Origin of the sequence: Flavobacterium sp. N2550 (genome assembly GCF_025947265.1) — a bacterium.
In the GTDB taxonomy this organism is placed as follows: Bacteria; Bacteroidota; Bacteroidia; order Flavobacteriales; family Flavobacteriaceae; genus Flavobacterium; species Flavobacterium endophyticum.
Genome location: NZ_CP110007.1, coordinates 161,196 through 183,316, shown reverse-complemented (window position 1 = coordinate 183,316; position 22,121 = coordinate 161,196). Strand labels below are relative to the sequence as shown.

Annotated in this window: 16 protein-coding genes; 4 read left to right on the top strand and 12 right to left on the bottom strand. The window is 37.1% G+C overall.

What is annotated here, in order from left to right; all coding sequences use genetic code 11:
- The first annotated feature begins 14 nt into the window (after nucleotides 1-14).
- The 3 genes from OLM56_RS00770 to OLM56_RS00760 all read left to right on the top strand — a co-directional run bounded on the left by OLM56_RS00770 (nucleotide 15) and on the right by OLM56_RS00760 (nucleotide 4,069).
- On the top strand, nucleotides 15-2,261 hold the full coding sequence (locus tag OLM56_RS00770; protein ID WP_264527990.1) for a TonB-dependent receptor: 2,247 nt from the start codon (nucleotides 15-17) through the stop codon (nucleotides 2,259-2,261).
- Between the two features lie 39 nt (nucleotides 2,262-2,300).
- A complete protein-coding gene (locus tag OLM56_RS00765) occupies nucleotides 2,301-2,642 on the top strand; it encodes a heavy-metal-associated domain-containing protein (protein ID WP_264527989.1) in 342 nt (113 codons plus the stop codon).
- Between the two features lie 86 nt (nucleotides 2,643-2,728).
- On the top strand, nucleotides 2,729-4,069 hold the full coding sequence (locus OLM56_RS00760; RefSeq protein WP_264527988.1) for a hypothetical protein: 1,341 nt from the start codon (nucleotides 2,729-2,731) through the stop codon (nucleotides 4,067-4,069).
- A 57-nt stretch (nucleotides 4,070-4,126) separates the two neighbouring features.
- On the opposite strand, the gene OLM56_RS00755 is transcribed toward OLM56_RS00760, so the two are convergent.
- The 12 genes from OLM56_RS00755 to OLM56_RS00700 form a co-directional block, all read right to left on the bottom strand.
- On the bottom strand, nucleotides 4,127-6,502 hold the full coding sequence (locus tag OLM56_RS00755; protein WP_264527987.1) for an ATP-binding protein: 2,376 nt from the start codon (nucleotides 6,500-6,502) through the stop codon (nucleotides 4,127-4,129).
- Between the two features lie 119 nt (nucleotides 6,503-6,621).
- Complete coding sequence (gene groL, locus OLM56_RS00750) at nucleotides 6,622-8,250, bottom strand: chaperonin GroEL (protein ID WP_182492729.1); 1,629 nt, start codon at nucleotides 8,248-8,250, stop codon at nucleotides 6,622-6,624.
- Nucleotides 8,251-8,291: 41 nt separating this feature from the next.
- Complete coding sequence (gene groES, locus OLM56_RS00745; RefSeq protein WP_182492727.1) at nucleotides 8,292-8,567, bottom strand: co-chaperone GroES; 276 nt, start codon at nucleotides 8,565-8,567, stop codon at nucleotides 8,292-8,294.
- 144 nt (nucleotides 8,568-8,711) lie between these two features.
- Nucleotides 8,712-9,080, bottom strand: coding sequence for a preprotein translocase subunit SecG (secG, locus tag OLM56_RS00740; protein WP_264527986.1), 369 nt, complete (start codon nucleotides 9,078-9,080; stop codon nucleotides 8,712-8,714).
- A 3-nt stretch (nucleotides 9,081-9,083) separates the two neighbouring features.
- Nucleotides 9,084-10,013: a tetratricopeptide repeat protein gene (locus OLM56_RS00735; protein ID WP_264527985.1), complete on the bottom strand. Its 930-nt coding sequence runs from the start codon at nucleotides 10,011-10,013 to the stop codon at nucleotides 9,084-9,086.
- A gap of 29 nt (nucleotides 10,014-10,042) precedes the next feature.
- Nucleotides 10,043-10,546: an LptE family protein gene (locus OLM56_RS00730; protein ID WP_264527984.1), complete on the bottom strand. Its 504-nt coding sequence runs from the start codon at nucleotides 10,544-10,546 to the stop codon at nucleotides 10,043-10,045.
- Nucleotides 10,547-10,573: 27 nt separating this feature from the next.
- Nucleotides 10,574-11,830 carry a sigma-54 interaction domain-containing protein gene (locus tag OLM56_RS00725; protein ID WP_264527983.1) on the bottom strand — a complete coding sequence of 419 codons (1,257 nt, stop codon included), beginning with the start codon at nucleotides 11,828-11,830 and terminating at the stop codon, nucleotides 10,574-10,576.
- A gap of 32 nt (nucleotides 11,831-11,862) precedes the next feature.
- Nucleotides 11,863-13,311 (bottom strand): tRNA (N6-isopentenyl adenosine(37)-C2)-methylthiotransferase MiaB, encoded by a 1,449-nt coding sequence (miaB, locus tag OLM56_RS00720; RefSeq protein ID WP_264527982.1) that lies wholly within the window; start codon nucleotides 13,309-13,311, stop codon nucleotides 11,863-11,865.
- A 113-nt stretch (nucleotides 13,312-13,424) separates the two neighbouring features.
- Nucleotides 13,425-14,717, bottom strand: a complete 1,293-nt coding sequence (locus OLM56_RS00715) for an HlyD family secretion protein (protein WP_264527981.1) — start codon at nucleotides 14,715-14,717, stop codon at nucleotides 13,425-13,427.
- A 1-nt stretch (nucleotide 14,718) separates the two neighbouring features.
- Nucleotides 14,719-16,911 (bottom strand): peptidase domain-containing ABC transporter, encoded by a 2,193-nt coding sequence (locus OLM56_RS00710; RefSeq protein ID WP_264527980.1) that lies wholly within the window; start codon nucleotides 16,909-16,911, stop codon nucleotides 14,719-14,721.
- A gap of 266 nt (nucleotides 16,912-17,177) precedes the next feature.
- Complete coding sequence (locus OLM56_RS00705; protein ID WP_182492721.1) at nucleotides 17,178-17,399, bottom strand: hypothetical protein; 222 nt, start codon at nucleotides 17,397-17,399, stop codon at nucleotides 17,178-17,180.
- Nucleotides 17,400-17,651: 252 nt separating this feature from the next.
- Nucleotides 17,652-19,202: a vitamin K epoxide reductase family protein gene (locus OLM56_RS00700; RefSeq protein ID WP_264527979.1), complete on the bottom strand. Its 1,551-nt coding sequence runs from the start codon at nucleotides 19,200-19,202 to the stop codon at nucleotides 17,652-17,654.
- A gap of 396 nt (nucleotides 19,203-19,598) precedes the next feature.
- On the opposite strand from OLM56_RS00700, the gene topA reads away from it, so the two are divergent.
- Nucleotides 19,599-22,118, top strand: a complete 2,520-nt coding sequence (topA, locus tag OLM56_RS00695; protein ID WP_264527978.1) for a type I DNA topoisomerase — start codon at nucleotides 19,599-19,601, stop codon at nucleotides 22,116-22,118.
- The last annotated feature ends 3 nt before the right edge of the window (nucleotides 22,119-22,121 follow it).

Here is a 22,121-nt window from a genome sequence, read left to right as displayed (position 1 = left end):
ATTAAATCTTTTTTATGCAAAAGCAATTCATTCTGCTGTTGTGTTTCATGGCTTCCACAGTTTCTTTCTCACAAGAGTTAAAAGGAAAAATAACCGAAGCTGCTACAGAACAGCCCATTATAGGAGCCAATATACAATGGCTCGACACCCAAATAGGCACAACCTCAGACGAAAATGGAAACTTTTCTATTTCATATAAGCCTGAATTTACAAAATTAGTCATCAGCTATGTCGGATTTACGACAGATACGATTTCGGTAAATTCTTCAAATTTTATCAATCATGCTCTTTCTCAGAATAATGATTTGGAGGTAGTTACGATTAACAAAGAACGAAAAAGTCTTCAAAAATCCTATATGAAGACGGCAAATGTCACGACCATGTCCAGTAAGGAATTGCTAAAGGCGGCTTGCTGTAATTTGGCAGAAAGCTTCGAGACAAATCCTTCTATCGATGTAAATTTTTCGGATGCTCTAACAGGAACAAAACAAATCAAGATGCTGGGCTTGACCAGTCCTTATTTGATGATTACCGAAGAAAATATTCCTTCTGTCAGAGGCGCTTCTCAAGCGTATGGACTTTCTTTCACGCCTGGAACTTGGGTCGAAAGCATCCAGATTACAAAAGGGGCAGGTTCTGTCGTGAACGGTTTTGAAAGCATTTCAGGGCAGATCAATACCGAGCTGATCAAGCCTGTTAACGACATACCGTTCTTTTTAAATGCTTATGGTTCGACCGACAGTCGTTTTGAGCTAAATACCCATTTCAATAAAAAAGTTTCCGACAAATGGAGCACGAGCTTGTTTTTGCACGGAAATGCGAGAGTCGCAAAAAACGACATGAACGATGATGGTTTCTTGGACAATCCGCTGGCGAAACAAATCAACGTGTTGAATCGCTGGCAATATACCGATATGGAAAAAGGCTGGGTCAGCTTTTTGAATTTTAGGTATATGAACGATGCCAAACAGACTGGCGAGATGGATTTCGATAAAGACCGTGACAAACTGACTACCAATTATTGGGGTTCTGAAATCAAGACTGAACGCTATGATGTTTCGGCAAAGCTCGGTTATGTTTTTCCAGATATGCCATACCAAAGTATCGGCCTTCAAGCAGCTTTTAACGGTCACGATCAAGAATCATATTTTGGATTGAATCAGTATGATATCAACCAAAAAAGCTTTTATTCCAACCTGATTTTTAATTCGATTATCAACAATACGCTGAATAAGTTTGCCGCTGGTTTGAATTTTACTTACGACAAATACGATGAGTTTGTTGGCGTTCCGAATATTTCGAGAGATTTCAACAGGATTGATAATTCTGTCGGAGCCTTTTTTGAATATACGTATGACAATACCACGAATTTCAGTCTGGTAGCAGGAGCAAGAGTAGACAATCATAATCGATTAGGTACTTTTATCACACCAAGACTTCACGCTAGATATAATCCTTGGGAAAAAGCTGTTTTGAGAGCTTCTGTCGGAAGAGGAAAACGTTCGGCTAATATTTTTGCCGAAAATCAGCAGCTTTTTGCCAGTTCTAGAGTTTTCGATATTCTTAATACAAATGGTAAAATCTATGGTCTGGATGCAGAAATCGCTTGGAATTACGGACTGAGCTTTATGCAAGGTTTTACGCTTTTCAACAGGCCAGCCGATGTAACTCTTGATTTGTACAGAACCGACTTCCAAAATCAAGCAGTTGTTGATTTGTATGCTAGCCCACAACAGGCTTTGTTTTATAATCTCGACGGCAAATCGTATGCAAACAGTCTACAGATTGATTTCAACTATGAATTGGCGACACATTTCAATCTTAGGACAGCGTATAAGTTCTATGAAATCGAAACTGATTATCTAAGCGGCAGCGAACAAAGGCCGCTTCAGGCAAAGCATCGTTTTTTTGCTAATTTAGAGTATGCGACTCACATTGGAGAAAAGGGAAAGCAATGGAAATTTGATTTTACTTACAACTGGCTTGGAAAACAACAATTGCCAAACACAGCTTCTAATCCAACGGCCGACAGGCTTCCTGATTATTCGCCAGCATTTTCTTTAATGAACGCGCAAATCACGAGAACTTTTTCTTCTACATTTGAAGTATATGTCGGAGGCGAGAACATCGGAAATTATAGGCAAGACAAAGCAATTTTGGGAAGCGATAATCCGTTTGGACCCAATTTTGATACTTCTATAATTTATGCGCCGGTTTTCGGACAGATGTATTATGCAGGATTACGATTTAAAATAAAATAATCTCAAAAAACGATTTCAATAATATTAAAATAGAGAAATATGAAAAAAATACTGATAGTGCTTTTTATTTCCTTACTAGGATTTGCATCGCAGGCACAAGAAAAAAAGAGTAAAAATGCTAAACACACAGTCGAAGTACAAGGCAATTGTGAGATGTGTAAAAAACGAATCGAGAAAGCTGCTTTTTCGGTTTCAGGTGTGAAATCGGCTACTTGGAGCCTAGATGATAAGCAATTGCATTTGATTTTAAATGAAGAAAAAACATCCGATTTAGAAGTCCAAAAAGCCATTGCAAAAGTTGGGCATGATACTGAAAAAGTAAAAGCAACAGATGATGACTACAACAAGCTTCACACCTGCTGCGCGTATGATAGGAACTAAAGGTTAGAATGCCCTAAGTTTCAGGGCATTTTTTCTGTTAGAAATACATACAACGAATTATAATCTGTTTAATAAATATAATTAGAATGAAACCATTAAAATATGCAGTAGCCTTTTGCGGGCTATCCGCTCTCTTTTTGTCGCCTGAAGCCAAAGCACAAGAACAACAGCCAGCACCAGAAAAAACAAAACATGAGTTTTGGCACGACAAAAAATTATATTTGAATGAAGACGGTTCTAATTATTTAAAATTTGCGCTTCTTTCTCAAGTGTGGATCAGAAATCAAGAGTACAATCCCGGAACTACAATTTTTGATTCCCCAAAATCAGGCGGAACCGATATCGGCATCCGAAGATTCAGGATCCAAATGTATGGGCAAGTAGCGGATCGCGTTTTCATTTATGGACAAATCGGACAGAATAACTTCAATAATGTTTCTGACAGAAAGCAAGGATTTTTTATCCACGATGCGCTAGGAGAATATGAAATCGATAAAGGCAGATTGTCTTTAGGAGCTGGATTGTCTTCTTGGACAGGGTTGTCGCGGTTTTCTGCTTCTTCTGTAGGTTCCATTATGGGGATTGATATACCTTTATTTTTAGAGTCGACAAACGACGTGACAGATCAATTTGTAAGAAAGCTTTCGTTTTATGCCAAAGGTAAGTTAGGGAAATTGGACTACCGTGTTGCGTTTGCACAGCCATTAGCCATACAGAAAAGTTCTAGTTATGTTGCGGCAATAAGCGAAAGGTCAAATTTTTCTCCAAAACCGCCACAGATGCAATACAATGGTTATTTCCAATACCAATTTAAGGATCAAGAATCTAATCTGACGCCCTATGCTACAGGAAGTTATCTAGGTAAAAAGAAAGTACTGAATGTTGGAGCTGGAATCGTGTATCAGCAAGATGCGATGTGGCATAAAAATGTTGCAAATGATACTATTCAAACCGACATGCTCCACTTAGCGGCTGATGTTTTTTATGATGCTCCAATAGGTTCAAGAGGTGAGACGATTAGTTTCTACGGAAATTTCACGCACTATGATTTTGGTCCAAATTATATCCGAAATGCAGCTCCTATGAATCCGGCGAACGGAAGCAATGATTCTAGTATTTTAAACGGAAGCGGCAACGGTTTCCCGGCTTATGGAACTGGAAATGTCCTATATGCTCAATTGGGCTACAAGCTCAAAGATAATTTAATCGGGACTACGACTTTGATGCCGTATGTTGCTATTCAGCATGCTCATTATGAAAGGCTAAATAAGGATATGAATTTTTATGATATTGGAGTAAACTGGCTGTTGAATGGTCAGACTTCAAAGTTCACTGTGTCCTACCAAAACCGACCGATATACAATACTTCAGGCAATCTGATCGATCATAAAGGAGCATTTATTGCTCAATATCAAGTTTCTATTTAACCTAGTTGGTTGGTTTTATAGCTGAAAATCCGGAACGCAAGCTCCGGATTTTCTTTTTTATTCTAAATCAATTGTCCTGATTTCTGAAATTAATTTTCCATCGGCCGAAAACCCTTCAATAAGAAGCCTTGCCTTCTTTTGTCCGTATGTCGGAAATTTGAATGTAAAATTATTCGTTTCATTGGTAATGGTATTCGGAATCCAATCCATTAATCCGAAATTTCGGAATCCTGCACTTTCGGTAGATGTATATGAAATATTTTTGAAAGCTTCATTTTTGGAGAATCCTTGCTTGACAATATAAGGTACCGCTTTGCTTTTTGAAGGCTCGGTGCTATCCATGATATTTTTCCTGTATATTTTTATCACGCCCATATTGCCTTTCATTGAAGGAACAATAGCATGCGGATTAAGATATATTTCATCGATTTCTGACATTCTTAGTCCTAATAACATATCATTTGATAATAATTGTACATCATCGACATATATTAATGCTGAAAGTTTTTGCGCACGAAAGGAGTTTCTTGTTCTAGACAGAATTTGAATAGTGCTAGCCATAACATCGTTCACAAGCTCAAAACCATGTATCTGAATAAATTGCAAGAGATCCATCTGATTGTTTTTTTCTGTGAATTGGAATCCAATCAAGTGGCTATTGGCAAGCGAGGAGCCACGTTTTAACTTCTTTTTGACGGTTTTGTTTATTTCCACATCATCTAACGTAATCGAACCGATAGCAAATTCTGGCATTTCTATTGCAACAGATTCTGATTTTACGGGGCAAAATTTGTTTTTGATTTGCAGTGTTTTGTTAAAAGCTCTTCTTCCATTTACTAACTGAGGATAAACTTTAAAGACCGTTGACCTGTTTTTTTCATCTATCAAATTGAAGTTTATGAATGCTGACTCCTCTAAGACTAGATTATTAAAATAAAATTCGTTTTTCTCGTTGATAGTAGTAGACTCATTAATTCCGTATTGCAACGCAAGCATATTTACCTTGAAATTTTTAGGATTGCTTAAAGTTTGATTTACCGTTCCCTTGAGAGTCAATCCAAAATCAAAATCAAATTCTGTTTTCGGTGCCGAATTTTTGATATCCTGCCATTTGTATTTGCTCGATTCTTGCGTTAGAAGCAATATGTCTAGTTCGTAAGCTTTTTTCGGCGTGATTTCGTTAAAATAATATTTAGAATAAGCAGACTTCTCATTAAAATAAGGGTTTAACAAAAAGTCGCCATAGATATCATTTTCTTCATCAATGGCAAGCGATTCTTGAGGAAGTACAGAAATGCTGATATTTGTATTTATAAAATTAAATCTGCTTTTGATTACTGCGGTATCTTTTTCCTTTTTGATGCTCTCAAAATCTAACTTAAGATTTTCTTTCGGATATTTGAACACCAGTCTTTCTGCAATCTGATTGTTTTCTGAATCAATTATTCTGATTGTATTGACGCCAGGGAAAAGAATATCGTTCGTAAATGCAATAGTCTGCTCTAGATTTTTATTCTTGAAGTCCACATCAAAAATAGCCGATTTGTCATCTTGGTGCACAACCATAAGTACGGGTTTGCCGATATAGTTTTCGATGCTGGCTGCATTAGTCCTGATTTTTATGATGGTCTTGTCTTTAAGAGCATAACTATTGGCATCTAAGGAGATTCCTTTAGGATTTGCTGCAGGAATGATTCCTTCAATTTTTTTGTCGTCAATAACGAATCGTACTTTGTATGTTTTTAGATCAGGTACCAATTCAAATTTTCCTAAGCCAAATTTATTAAGACTTATTTTTTGTAGAATTTGGCCAGTTGGGCTTACTAATTCACCTTCAGAGATTGATAAAATATTGCCATTACAGTCTCTAACTTTGATGCCGATATTGTTTTTTATACCTTCTATTATACTACTGCCTTCGGGATAAAAGGTGATATTTACCTGAGAATAATCGGCTATGTCTCTACTATAGGAAGAATCATTTTTATTAATGATATTGATCTTATAGATTGAGGATTCATCTTCTTTGAAATTTTTCATCCAGTTTGTGAAGACATGCACATAATATTTTCCAGAGGGCAGCTCGTCATCCAGTTCGAAATTCCCAATGAAACTTCCATTTTTGGAATAAAAAAGCTTGTCTTCGATTTTGTCTCCCTTTTCATTATAAAGAGAGGCATTTACATTTGTTGTAGTAAAAAAAGGAGCGCTTTTTTTTCGATGATACACATAGCCTTTCAGCCAGATTTTTTCTCCTGTAAAAAAAGTAGTTTTGCTAAAATGGAGGTGAATATTTTCTCGCTCTAAAAAGAAATAATCTTCAATTTTTTTTGAAATAGAATCTTTTTGAGGACTAGTTTCCTGTGAATAAGAAATAGATATGGCTAAAGAAAAAAACAATACTATATAGAGGCGAAGTAATGTGTGCTGCATAATAAGTAATATAATTTATTGCAATATATGTATAAAATCGTACATTTTGTTAATTATATAAAAATAAAAAAGGACGTTCAATTGAACGTCCTCTAAAATAAAATTTATGAAAATGAGTCTTACATCATTCCTGGCATACCGCCGCCCATTGGACTTCCGCCTGCATTTTCTTCTTTGATTTCTACCAAAGCACATTCTGTAGTCAAGATCATTCCTGCCACAGAAGCTGCATTTTCTAAAGCGACACGAGTTACTTTTTTAGGGTCGATGATTCCGGCTTTTAACATGTCAACATATTCGTCTGTTTTAGCATTATATCCAAAATCTCCAGAACCTTCGGCAACTTTAGCCACCACGACAGAACCTTCAAGACCTGCATTTTCTACAATTGTTCTTAATGGAGATTCTACTGCACGAGAAACGATTTGGATTCCTGTAGCTTCGTCTGCATTGTCTGCTTTAATGTCTTTCAATACGTTTTTAGCTCTCAAAAGAGCAACGCCGCCACCGGCAACGATTCCTTCTTCAACAGCAGCACGAGTCGCATGCAAAGCATCGTCAACTCTGTCTTTTTTCTCTTTCATCTCTACTTCTGAAGCGGCTCCAACATAAAGAACAGCAACACCGCCAGCTAATTTAGCCAAACGCTCTTGCAATTTTTCTCTGTCATAGTCAGAAGTTGTAGTTTCCATCTGACCTTTGATTTGGTTCACGCGATTTTTGATCAAATCGATTTCGCCAGCACCACTAACCAATGTCGTATTGTCTTTATTGATAGTCACTCTTTTTGCTGTTCCAAGCATTTCAAGCGTAGCGTTTTCTAGAGTATATCCTTGCTCTTCAGCTATTACAGTACCGCCAGTCAAGATTGCGATGTCTTCTAATAACGCTTTTCTTCTGTCTCCAAAACCTGGAGCTTTCACGGCAGCAATTTTCAAAGCACCTCTTAATTTGTTTACCACTAAAGTTGATAAAGCTTCTCCGTCAACATCTTCAGCAATAATCAACAATGGTTTTCCTGATTGAGCTACTGGTTCCAAAATTGGAAGTAGTTCCTTCAATGAAGAAACTTTTTTATCGTATAATAAGATATAAGGATTTTCTAATTCCGCTTCCATTTTCTCAGAATTGGTAACGAAATAAGGAGAAAGATAACCTCTGTCAAACTGCATTCCTTCTACAACATCAACATACGTATCAGTTCCTTTTGCTTCTTCAACAGTAATTACACCTTCTTTTCCAACTTTTCCAAATGCTGTAGCAATCAGCTCGCCGATTACGTCATCGTTATTTGCTGAAATAGAAGCTACTTGTTTGATTTTGTCCGTGTTTGTTCCAACTTCTGTAGCTTGTTTTGCTAAGTCGGCAACTATAGCTTCTACGGCTTTATCGATACCTCTTTTCAAGTCCATCGGATTTGCACCTGCAGCAACGTTTTTCAAGCCTTCTTTTACGATAGCTTGAGCTAAAACAGTTGCAGTTGTAGTTCCGTCACCCGCTAAATCGTTGGTTTTTGAAGCGACTTCTTTTACCATTTGCGCTCCCATGTTTTCTAGTGTATCCTGAAGTTCGATTTCTTTTGCTACAGAAACACCATCTTTTGTAACTGTTGGTCCGCCGAAAGATTTCCCAATAATTACATTACGACCTTTTGGTCCTAAAGTTACTTTTACTGCATTAGCCAATGCATCAACACCACGTTTTAAACCGTCACGTGCTTCAATATCAAATTTTATTTCTTTTGCCATTTTTGTCTTAATTTATTTGTTTGAAAGAATTTTTAAAGTTTTTAGATTATCGCAAGAATGTCGTCTTCTCTCATAATCAAGTAATCTTTTCCTTCCAATTTTAGTTCTGTTCCTGCATATTTTCCATAAAGGACAGAATCGCCAACTTTTACAGTCATATCGTGGTCTTTTGTTCCGTTTCCTACAGCTACAACGGTTCCTTTTTGAGGTTTTTCTTTTGCTGTGTCAGGAATAAAAATTCCAGATGCAGTTTTTGTTTCTGCTGCAACCGGTTCAACCAATACACGGTCTGAAAGAGGTTTAATGTTTAAAGCCATAATTATAAAATTTATATTTATATGTGTTTTTAAAGTTTTCTTCTAGTAGTCAGAAATTATGCCAATCGCTATTTATGCCATTTTGATCAAAAAAAAATGCCAACACGTCAGATGTTGGCATTTCGGATCTATTTTCAAAAGAAATTATTTTGCTGTGTCTTGTGCTGCAGGCTGTGCTGTTGTAGCTGCAGGAGCTTCAGTCACAGGTGTTTTTGCTGCAGGAGCTGTTTTTGGAGCTGGAGCAGCATTTTGGTCGATTGTTTTTAATGAACTGTCACCAAAAGTTCCTGTAAAACTCAAGCTTGATAATAAAATCAAAACGATTAGCAAAGTTGCCAACGTCCAAGTACTTTTATCTAGGAAATCTGTAGTTTTTTGAACTCCGCCCATTTGTCCGCCACCACCTAGTGTAGATGACAAACCGCCACCTTTAGGGTTTTGTACCATAATAACTACGATTAGTAGAAAGCAAACGATTGTGATTAAAACCAAAAAAATTGTAAATGTGCTCATTGTTTAATTATTGTTATTTTGTTGTAATGTCTTAATATCCAAAATTCGGTCTGCAAAGAAATGACTTTTTTCTGGATATTTCAAAATTAATATTTCATAAGCTTGAATTGCTTTCTGATATTTTTTCTGTTCGAGATAAACTTTGGCCAAAGTTTCGGTCATCAGATAGGAATTATCTTGTGAATTTCGCTCCGAAACCAATGAAATAGGAGAGGTGTTCTTGACAGGAGAAATTTTCGGATTTGCCTCAATAAATTTGTCGATAATTTCTAATTTCTTCTTTTTCTCTTGATCGATTTCTGAAACTTCTTCTGGTTTTTCTGTAGCAGCAGTTATTTCTTCTCTTTCAATAGGCTTGAAACTTGACAGCTGGAGCCACTCTTGGAAAGAATGTTTTTCTTCCTTTGAAAAATCTAGCGGTTTTCCTATTTCTAGTTTTTCTTCGATTGTTTCTGCTGGAATTTCTATTTCCGTTTTTAATTCTTCTTGCTGGGTTTCAAGGATATTTTCTTCTTCGCGTTGCGGCTGAGAGGCAGCGGCTTCGCGAATAGAGGCAAGCATCGATTGTTCTAGCGGGTCGATTTTTGCGATCGGTTCTTCTATTTCAATTTCTGGACGAAGAATCTCAATTTCATTCACCTTGATTTCATTAATGCGAGCTTCTTTTTCTTCAAAAAAAGCTTTGTTGATAGCCATGAAATTTTCAGAAGTGATGAATTCGAATAAGACACTTCTGTCTGTAGTATGAGCAGCAGTGACTTTTAGTTCTCCGTTGTATTTAAAACTGTCCTGGTTGTACAATCCTTTTAGGCGTAATGCTCGAGCGCTTTGGAAATAGGGAAATTCTTCCACTATTTTTTCCAAAGCAAATACCTGCCGTTCACTGACAGCATTTGGGTTGCTCAACAAAGATGTAAATTCCGTTAGGTTCAATTTTTAAATGTTTTAGAAACGGTTTTTGTTTACCATTTTGCTAAAGACGCATTGAATATGTCTTGTGTAATTCTTTCAAAAATCACATCCAAGGCGGTTGTCAGTTGCGATCCAACAAGCTGGTTGGTTCCTGGGTAATCATAGAAGAAAGAAAATCGTTTTTCAAAATCGTCTTCTTCTTTGTTTTTATTGGTGAAACGTACCATTACAGAAATTGTTAATCTGTTTTGGGCCGCTTTTTGGTCTGCTGTTGCCGTCATTGGCGAAACTCTATAATCTACAATTTCACCTTCATAGACTAAATCTCCGCCTGAATTTGTCAAACTGAGGTTGGTCTGATTTTGAATAAGATTTTGCAAAGTCTGCGTAAAAGTACGTTCTATTCCAGGTTCGATAAGCTCTGCATTGTTCTGGAAAAAATTCACTTGAAAGGTTTTGGCATCTATAGGTTTTGCTCCAGTAAAATTATATACCGAACAGCTATTGAAGGCAAAAAACAAGACCGGAAGAATTATATATTTAATGTATTTCATAATTTATTTTGTCAAATATAGCAGTTTTTACAAATCGAACTGTTTGATTTTTCTATATAACGTTCTTTCTGAAATCCCAAGTTCGTCAGCCGCTGCTTTTCTTTTTCCTTTGTTTTTTTCTAAAGATTTTTTGATAAGCTCGATTTCTTTTTCTTCGAGTTTTAAGATTTCTTCTTCTTCGACGGTTTCTGCAAATGTAAAGTTGTCGTCGTTTTCTTCAAAATGTTCTTCAGCTTTAGGCTTGGTAATCAGGGCTACATTAGGCTGTTCTTCAAAAGAAATTTCGCTGTCAGACGGATTGCTTCCGTAAATTTTCTGAATCAGATTCTTGTTGTTTTCCTGAACTTTAGCATTGCCATTCTGCATTAATTCTAAGGTCAGCTTTTTTAAATCGTTAAGGTCGCTTTTCATGTCAAAAAGCACTTTGTACAGAATTTCTCTTTCGTTGCTGAAATCGCTTTCACTTTTTTTGTCTTTTATCACTGAGGGAAGCTGGCTTCCTTCGGCCGGAAGATACGATTGCAAGGTTGCGGCAGAAATATCTCTATTGGTTTCCAAAACCGAAATCTGTTCTGCCACGTTTCGAAGCTGTCGGATATTTCCGCTCCAGCGGAATTGCAACAAGAAATGAACTGCATTGTCGTCTAACTTGATCGGAGGCATTTTGTATTTATGGGCAAAATCAGAAGCAAATTTTCTGAATAACAAGTGGATGTCGTCTTTTCTTTCTCTTAATGGAGGAAGCGTGATATCGACAGTACTCAGCCTATAATAAAGATCTTCCCTGAATTTTCCTTTTTCAATCGCATCGAACATGTTGACGTTGGTGGCAGCTACAATTCGGACATCGGTTTTTTGGACTTGAGAAGAGCCTACTTTTATGAATTCGCCGTTTTCTAAAACACGAAGCAGTCGTACTTGTGTTGTTAAAGGCAATTCTCCGACTTCATCCAAAAAGATAGTACCGCCGTCAGCTACTTCAAAATAACCTTCACGGGTAGATGTCGCTCCCGTAAATGCGCCTTTTTCGTGCCCGAATAGTTCACTGTCAATGGTTCCTTCTGGAATGGCGCCGCAGTTTACGGCAATATATTTTCCATGCTTTCTGTGTGAAAGCGAGTGGATTATTTTTGGGATGCTTTCTTTTCCGACACCGCTTTCTCCTGCAACTAAAACAGAAATGTCTGTCGGTGCAACTTGAATTGCTTTTTCTATCGCACGATTGAGTTTCGGATCATTTCCGATGATTTCAAATCGTTGTTTTATGGCTTGAACTGATTCCATTTAAATTATTTTAAATGATGAATTTTATATTTTTAATTCATGTCGCTATATCCCACGGCTTCACCAATCAAGGTGCCGCTCGTACAGCTGTTGATTTTTACATTTACGAAATCACCGATTTTATAGTTCTCTCTTGGAAAAACTACGGTAATGCTTTGTGAATTTCTTCCTGAAAATTGCTCTTCAGATTTTTTAGATGTTTTTTCGATTAAAACTTCCACTGTTTTTCCAACAAATTCTTGAGTCCTGAAAGCACTGTGTTTTCTTTGAAGATCAACGATTTCCTGAAGCCTTCTCATTTTTGTTTCTTCGGGTACATCATCTTCCATTTTTCTTCCTGCGAGTGTCCCTGGACGTTCCGAATACGCATACATATATCCGAAACTATATTGTACATATTCCATCAGGCTTAACGTATCTTGATGGTCTTGTTCGGTTTCTGTAGGAAATCCAGAAATCATGTCTTGGGTAATGCTACAGCCTGGTATTGTTTTTCTGATAGTGTCAATCAATCTGAAATATTCTTCTCTGGTGTGAAGGCGGTTCATCGCGGCCAAAATCCTGTCGCTTCCTGATTGTACCGGCAAATGAATATGCTTGCAAATATTTGGATATTTGGCAATTATATGCAAAGCGCTTTCGTGCATGTCTTGCGGGTTCGATGTTGAAAAACGGATTCGCATTTTTGGAAAACCTGACGCTACCATTTCTAATAGCTGGGCAAAATCTACGGCAGTTGCTTTTTGGAATTCGCTGGCTTTTTCAAAATCTTTTTTCAGCCCTCCGCCATACCACAAATAACTATCAACATTTTGTCCTAAAAGCGTAATTTCCTTAAAGCCTTTGTTCGACAAGTCAGTGATTTCTTCCATGATGCTTTGAGGTTCGCGGCTTCTTTCACGGCCGCGTGTAAAAGGAACTACGCAGAAAGTACACATGTTGTCGCATCCGCGTGTTATGGAAACAAACGCCGTAACACCGTTGCTTTGAAGACGAACAGGAGAAATATCGCCATAGGTTTCGTCTTTAGAAAGGATAACGTTGATGGCATCATTTCCAGCCTCTACTTCTTGCAATAGGTTTGGCAAATCTTTGTAGGCATCTGGACCAACAACCAAATCCACGATTTTTTCTTCTTCAAGGAACTGGCTTTTTAGTCGTTCTGCCATACAGCCCAACACGCCGACTTTCATCTTTGGATTGACGGTGCGTTTTACGGCATTGTATTTTTCGAGTCTTTTGCGTACAGTTTGTTCGGCTTTATCTCGGATAGAGCAAGTGTTTACTAAAACCAAATCGGCTTCTTCTAAAATTTGGGTAGTATTAAAGCCATTTTCTGAAAGAATGGAAGCGACAATTTCACTATCTGAGAAATTCATTGCACAGCCATAACTTTCGATAAAAAGTTTTTTTGTGTTTTCCGTTTTATGTTCTAGAACAAGACTTTCGCCCTGTTTGCTTTCTTCTATTGTCTTTTCCATAGTCTCCTAAAGAGGAATTTAATCAGTTTGCAAAGATACAATTATTTGAAGCAATATGACAAGATGTCAGACTTAGATTTAACAATGTTTTTGGAATCTTTTCTTGCTATTTGTCAGGATCTTTTGAATAAGTCTCTGAATTGATAGAGCAACCTTTCAATCAGTCTTAAATCTTGGGTTACAATGTCGGCAGTTCCGCTCATTTCTTGCTGGAAAGCAATTTTTTTCTGATAGGAAGTTTCCAGCTTGTTAGGCAAGGAAACATCGATAAGCAAGTTGCCGTCTTTGTCAGGAGTTAGTGAAATGGATTGAATTTTTCCTCTGATGACTCCAAATTCTCTATCGGGATAATTTGCCAAGCGGATATTTACGTTTTGTCCGACTTTGATTTTTCCTGAATTTTGGGCTTTGGCTTTGATTTTTCCGATATAATTGTCAACTTCTTTTGGAATGATCGAGAAAACATTATCGCCTGCCGTAATGGTTTGGTTTTCTGTCCATATTTGCATGAAAGAAACTTCGCCTGCGATTGAAGATCGGAGTACATACGCCAATTCCCAGTCGGCAATTGCTTTTTTCAGCTGGTTGTAGGATTGTATGGCATTTCGGAAAAGGCTCACATCGTCTTTAGTCTCGTTGATTTTTGTCGACTTGCTGCTTTTGTTTAGGTCGTTTAAAGAAGATTTCATCTGTGAAATGGAAGAGCTTAGGCTTCTTAATTCTTTTTCGGTTTGAAGATAATTCAAGCTTTTGGTTTCCCATTCTTGAGTAGAAATGATGCCTTTTTCGTGTAGTTTTTTATAACGCTCAAGTTCTTTTTTCTTGAGCTGTATTTCGGTTTCGCTTATTTGCTTCTGTTGCTGTAACAGATTCAGTCTTTCCTTGATTTCGATTACTTCATAGCTTTGCGCGGCGCCTTCCACTTTATAAGGCTGCAGGTCGCGATTAAGGCTGTAAGCGATGAAATCTTTTTCAAATAGGGCGAAAGGACCTTCGACTTCTCCTAATTGCATGGTAGGAAGCGATTCAAAAGGGAATTTGATGAAGTTTTTGTCGATTTTTAAAGTGTCGATTATGCTTTTGAGCTTGAAAACGTCTTGATATCTTGCCGAATTTTCAATAACGGCCAATGCTGTATTTTCAGAAACATTTTCTCTATTTTTAACAAAAATCTTTTCGATCCTTCCTGAGCTTTTGGTAATGAGTTTTTGCGGCGGAATCTGTGTAGTTATGGTAATTTCTGTCGTAACGATATCCGGATATTTTATAATCCATGACATGAGAAATAGGGACAAAAGCACAGTTAATACGACTACATTTCCCCATCGGATCATCCAATGCGGCACTTTCGTCAAAATATCTTGAACTTCTTCGCTTCTTAGCTCTATGTGTTTGTTGTCTGGCATATTATTTTCCGAGTTGCAGTTGGTTCTTGACCAGCTGGTAATAGCTTCCTTTTAGTTTTACTAGTGCTTCATGATTGCCCTGCTCGATAATTTTTCCGTTATCGAGTACTACGATTTGGTCGGCGTTCATGACGGTGCTCAAACGGTGTGCAATAACAACGACTGTCTTGTTTTTAAAGAAAACGTCCAATTTTTCCATGATTTCCTTTTCGTTATTGGCATCAAGGGCTGACGTAGCTTCGTCAAAAAACAGCATCTCAGGATTTTTATAGACAGCTCTTGCTATCAAAAGGCGCTGTTTCTGTCCGGTGCTCATCCCGATGCCTTCCATTCCGATTTTCGTATTGTATCCCAAAGGTAATCCAGAAATATATTCTTTGATGTTTGCCACATCAGCGGCATAGACAAGGCGGTCTTTGTCAATAATGTCTGCTCCAATGGCGATATTATTTGCAATGGTATCGTTGAAAATATAGCCTTCTTGCATGACAGCTCCGATATTTGCTCTCCATGTTTTCTGGGCAATATTTTTAAGCAAGGTATTTCCGATAGAAATTTCTCCTTTATTGCTTTCGTAAAATTTCAACAGCAATTTCATAAGTGTTGTTTTGCCACTTCCGCTGGTGCCGACAATGGCCGTCACTTTATTTGCGGGAATGATAAGGTTAAGATTTTCAAGGACCAGTACATCCGAACCAACATACCTGAAACTTACGTCTTTTAATACGATATCCGAATCTAGAGGGAAATCGTGTGTCTGATTTTCTTCCTGCTGGCTTTCGTCTTCTTTCTCATGAATTTCAGACAGTCGCGATAGCGATATTTTAGCATCTTGCACTTCACGAATAAACCCGATCAATTGCGTGATAGGGCCGTCTAGGCTTCCGACGATACTTGTAATTGCCATCATCATACCTAGTGTCAGTTCGCCGTCGATCACCAGCTTGGCTGATAAGAAAATAATGAAAATATTTTTAAGTTGGTTGATAGTCGACGATCCAATATTTTGGGTCTGCTCGAGTACCAATCCTTTCATGGAAACTTTGAAAAGACGAGCCTGAATGTATTCCCAGCCCCAACGTTTTTGTTTTTCGGCATTGTGAAGCTTGATCTCCTGCATGCCATTGATAAGCTCGATGACTTTGCTTTGTTCTTGGCTTACTTCTGAAAAGCGTTTATAATCTAAGGCTTCTCTTCGTTTAAGAAATAAGATGATCCAAAGGAAATAAAGTAAGCTTCCTGCAAAAAAGACAAGAAATATTTTCAGGTTATAATAGGCTAGGACGCCTCCCATGATAATCATATTGATCATAGAAAACAGCACATCTAGCGAAGAAGTCGTAAGTATTCTCTCAATTCTGTGATGGTCGTTGATGCGTTGCATGATATCTCCTGTCATTCGCACATCAAAAAAGGAAATAGGGAGATTCATAAGCTTGATGAAGAAATCTGAAATCAGCGAAATGTTGATTCTTACTGAAAGATGGAGTAATATCCAGCTTCTGATAAGTTCGAGAGCAGTTTTTCCTACAAACAGAAATAATTGGGCGAAAAGAATTAAGTATACAAAATGAATATTCTGATTCTGTATCCCAATATCTACAATACTTTGCGTAAGAAAAGGAAAAATCAGTTGCAGTAAGCTGCTCGCTAAAAGCCCGATACTTAGCTGTATGATAAAAGATTTGTACCGCAGTATGTATCTGGTAAGCAATCCAAAGCCAAAAACATTCTTGGTGTCTTTCTCAAATTCGTTCTGGTAGAATTTTGGCGTCGTGTCAAAAAGAAGGGCAATGCCTTCTTCTGTGGCTTCGGTCGCGTTGTTTCCAATCCATAATTTTAAGAATTCTTCTTTGCCGTATTGAAGCAACCCAAAAGCAGGATCTGACACATAATAAGTTCCTCTTTTGATTTTGTACAATACGATATAATGATTATTGTTCCAATGCAGGATACAAGGAAGCGGTGCTTCTTCCAGTTTTTCTAAGCTTAATTTTACACCTAATGTTCGGAATCCAATTTTTTCGGCTGCTTCGCTCAACGATAGCAGATTGCTTCCTTCGCGCGTGGTTTCGCTAAGGCTTCGTAGCTTTTGTATGTTGATGTTTTTGCCATGGTATTTGGCAATAATTTTTAAGCAGGTCGGGCCGCAGTCTTTTTGGTCTGCTTGTTTAAAAAATGGAAATTTCTGCATTAATTTTCAGAATATTAGTCAAATATATTTCTTATTTTTTTAGGATATATAGCGTGGGATAAATTATTTACAAGATATACTTTTTTCTTAATAAATCATATCTGTAGGAGTGTTGTATTTAATTTGCAGAAAACTTTGATAAGACTGAAGTGACTCTATTGGGGTATTTTAGATATATGATATTAGATGTATGATAAAGAGGGAAGGTTAAACCAAAAAAACTTAAGATCGGTTTTATCCAATCTTAAGTTTTATAAGAAAATGAATTATTGTCTTACCCAACGACCGCCAGGAACGCAAACATAGTGGCAGGTAGCTTGTTGCCAAGAACCATTGTTAGGTTGTACTGGACATCCATACAATGCTGCGCTATAATTGTCATAAGAGCAATTTTGTAGGATAGGACCAAGATCCCCACCTACGGTGTCTTTTTGTTGTTGTTTGTCTAATTTTTGAACACCATTTAGATTTAAAATGTCTTTTAACATAAAAATAAAGATTAAAAATTGATTGGCTCAAGCATTTAAAGTCAGTTGAGGATCTGACTATCGTTGCAACAATATTTTTAGTACTTTGAATCTAGAATATAAAATAAGTAATATTTATCGTGTTAAATTACAATTAAAAAATGGATTACAAACTTATTTTGAATGAATTAACATAGTTCTTTGTTTTTGGAAATCAGTAGTTTAATTAATCGTGCCTATGCGCGTTTTGCGCCAGAGTATTGTTTCACTTTTCTACTGGTTTTTTTCTGATTTTTGATCTTCTAGTTCAGACAGAAAATATTTTATCTCGTCAATTTCATAGTCTCTAGGCAATAATTTATAATCTATTATTTTTACAGGAGTATAATTAAATTCATTTTTTACACACCACTGATATTGATTGTTTAGTTCCATTTCGGCTTCCGTGCTGATTGTCTGCTGTTTCCATTTTTTTAGCCAATTCTCAAGTCCCAGATTCAATACATGCCAGTCTTCGATAGCTTCAAAAATGTTGCCTCCGCTAAAATGAATCTCCAACAAATTCCTAGCGACTTCCAAATAAGGATTGTCCAAATTATCGATATTTAGATTGAAATAGACAGCCAATTTTACTTTTTCTGGATACATCTCGGCAAATTCTTTTCCTTTTTTATAAGCAGTATGGCAATGCCCGCAGCTAGGGCTGAGAAATAATCGCAAGGTCAAAGCTGCGTTAGGATTTCCTATACTGATTGGCTTTAATGCTATCAATTCATCCTGTTCTTTGACTTCTGAGGAAAGGAAATCAAATAGGCTGAAATTTCTCTTAAAGCGGAAAAGATCCATATTTCTATTGGCTAAATCTTTGCGCTCTTCCATGATTTTTTTCGTGTAAAACCAAATAGATGTGCAAATTGCGGCTATGATAGAATATTGGATGACTGCAGTTAAATGGATGCCTAAGAAATCTATATTGAAGGCATATAATAGTGACTGCCCAATAACCAAAGAAGAAATAACCAAGCAGAGGATGCACCACTTTTTGAGCGTGGCTTTTTGAAGGTAAATAGAATAGAGACAGACAGGTACAGACAAAATACTAAGCAGTCCGATGATTCCGAAAGAAGAATTGCCTAGTGAAACCGCCATGAAATTTATAGAGAAGAATAAAATCGGCAGATCTGTAAAGCTCAGCCATTTTGTAATCTGGCTATTTTTTGACTTTATAACCGAGTCGCAAGAAGTATTCGCACTAAAGCTGCATATTTTGGATACGAGTTCGTTAGCTTCCTCATTCTTTTCTTGAAGTATAAAAATACTAACAAACAATCCGACTAAGGACAAGGCTCGGAAAATCAAACCATAGATTTCGAAGCCATAAGTAAAAATTGAAACTAGAAAAATCAAAACTAATAAGCCAAATGAAATAGGTAATATCAGATTCGATTTTTTGAGATCGGTTGCTTTTTCGTTTTTTTCGACCGCCAAAATCAAGCCATCCCATAAGTTTCTGAATTCGTCGATAGGAAGAGAGTGCTTTTCGTCGCTTTCTGTTTCATAGGTAATGATATCGCTGTTTTTGCTGACAAATACAAAACCTTCTATCGTCTCACTTTTTATGGAAGCAATAAAGGAATCCGGCAGATTTTCAAGCTGATTTTTTGGCACATTTGCCGCCATGTTTTCAATTCCCAAAACATCTAAGGTGTCGGTTATTGAATACAAGCTTGGATAATTCGGATGAGAAAGATGAAGATCTTTAAATTCCTCCACTACATGGCCATGCCGATTGCGTTCTAGGTATTTTTTGAGGACTGAAATCACGCTATTTTTCTTTTTTTATTAAATTATTTTAGATTTTGAGTAGGAAAAATCTTGTCTTATATAGGTCTAAATTTATAAATAAGAAATGAAAGTCTGCTATCAAGTTGCAATGTTTAACAGAATAAAGAAAAAAATAAAAGATTGTTTAACGAATTAACTTAAAAAGCATTTCTTACAAAATGATTAAGAAATAGGTAGTGTAATAGGAATCGAAAAGCTTTTGGTATTTAGACCTAAAATAATTATAAAGTGCTTTTTTATGTAAATAAATGGTTTAAAATCAGTTATTTGTTTTTTTTGAAATAGGTTTTTCTATGATGTGAATTTACTTTTAAATTTTTCTGAAACGCAATATTTAAAAAATTCATATACTTTTGCGACACAAACAAAAGCATTATGGCAAAGAATTTAGTGATCGTTGAGTCGCCTGCAAAGGCAAAAACCATAGAAAAATTTTTAGGAAGCGACTATCAAGTAGAATCCAGTTATGGACACATTGCAGACTTACCTTCCAAAGAAATAGGAGTAGATGTAGAAAACGGCTTCAAGCCAAAGTATGAAGTTTCTCCAGATAAAAAAGCGTTGGTTAAAAAGCTCAAAGATCTTTCTAAAAAAGCCGATATGGTTTGGCTGGCGAGTGATGAGGACCGTGAAGGAGAAGCAATTTCGTGGCATTTGTCCGAAGAATTAAAGTTAGAGCCTGCCAAGACAAAAAGAATCGTTTTCCATGAAATTACAAAAACGGCCATATTAAAAGCGATTGACAATCCAAGAGGAATTAATTACGATTTGGTAAATGCGCAACAGGCGAGGAGAGTTTTAGACAGATTGGTAGGTTATGAACTTTCGCCGGTTTTATGGAGAAAAATTAAAGGAGGCCTTTCTGCCGGAAGAGTCCAGTCGGTTTCAGTAAGGCTGATTGTGGAAAGAGAAAGAGAAATCCAAAACTTTAAAGCTGTTGCTTCTTATTCTGTGGTTGCAGAATTTTCTAACGAAGCTGGAAAGACATTTAAAGCGAAACTTCCAAAAAACTTCAATACAAAAAAAGAAGCCGAAGATTTTTTAAGCAAAAATATCGGTTCTATATATAAGGTGTCGGATTTAGAAACCAAGCCTACGAAAAAAACACCTGCAGCGCCTTTTACAACTTCAACGTTGCAACAAGAAGCGGCAAGAAAATTATACCTTCCGGTTGGAATCACGATGCAATTGGCACAAAGATTATACGAAGCGGGACTTATTACTTATATGAGAACCGACAGCGTAAATCTTTCGAATGAAGCTATGAATGCGGCTCAGGCAGAAATTATAAAATCATATGGGAAGGAATTCTCAAAACCTAGAACTTTTGCCAACAAGAGCAAGGGAGCGCAAGAAGCCCACGAAGCTATCCGTCCGACAGATATGTCTCGTCACACCGTGAATATCGACAGAGACCAAGCCCGTCTTTATGATTTGATTTGGAAAAGGACTCTGGCTTCTCAGATGAGCGATGCGGAATTGGAAAGAACCAATGTGAAAATTGAAGCTAACAATCACCAAGAATTATTTACGGCAACAGGAGAAGTCTTGCTTTTTGAAGGTTTCTTGAAAGTATATTTGGAAGGACATGATGATGAAGACGAAGAACAAGAAGGAATGTTGCCAGCGTTGAAGGTGAATGAAAAGCTTCAAAATAATTATATCACGGCAACCGAACGTTATTCAAGACCGCCGGCGAGATATACCGAAGCTTCTCTGGTGAAAAAATTAGAAGAATTAGGAATCGGCCGTCCGTCGACGTATGCTCCGACAATTTCTACTATCATCAATAGAAATTATGTCGAGAAAGGAAATCTTGACGGACAAGAAAGAAACTATACGCAATTAACTCTGAAATCTGGAAAGCTAGACGAGAAATTGCTTAAAGAAAACACAGGTTCCGATAAAGGAAAATTAGTTCCTACCGATATCGGTGTAATCGTAACTGACTTTTTGGTAAAAAATTTCGAACGAATATTAGACTATAACTTCACGGCAAAAGTCGAGCAAGATTTTGACGAAATTGCTGAAGGAAACGTAAACTGGGCTAAAATGATGCAAGAGTTCTACGACCAGTTTCATCCTAATGTAAAAGACGTCGAGGCCAATGCAGAAAGAGAATCCGGAGAAAGAATTTTAGGGAAAGATCCAAAAACTGGAAAACCAGTAAGCGTTCGTTTGGGCAAATTTGGGCCGATGGCGCAGATTGGCGAGCCAGATGACGAAGACAAGCAATTTGCGAGCCTAATGGCAGATCAAAATATCGGAAATATCACTTTGGAAGAAGCACTGAATCTGTTCTTGCTTCCTAAAAACTTAGGAACGCACAAAGGAGAAGAAGTAGAGGTGAACAATGGGCGTTTTGGACCGTATGTTCGTTTCGGAAAAATGTTCATTTCCCTTCCAAAAGGTGAAGATCCGTTGGATGTCACTTTTGATCGTGCTAAAGAATTGATTGCCGAAAAAGAACAAGCCGATGCTCCGATCGGGACTTATAAAAATGAGCCGGTACAAAAAGGAGTCGGTCGTTTTGGTCCATTTATCAAATGGAACGGAATGTTTATCAATGTCAGCAAAAAGTATAATTTCGACAACCTTTCACAATCTGATATTACAGAATTGATTGAAGACAAACTTCAGAAAGAAATTGACAAAGTCATTTACAATTGGGAAGAAGAAGGAATCCGAGTTGAAAAAGCGCGCTGGGGACGTTCAGTTATCACCAAAGGAAAAATCAAGATTGAATTGAGCAAAGATGTCGATGCGACGAAATTGACGCTTGCTGATGTTCAAGAGATGATTGAGAAAAAAGCACCTGCGAAGAAAACAGCGGCAAAGAAAACTACGGCAGCTAAAAAGCCAGCGGCTAAAAAAACTACAGTAAAAAAGAAATAATAT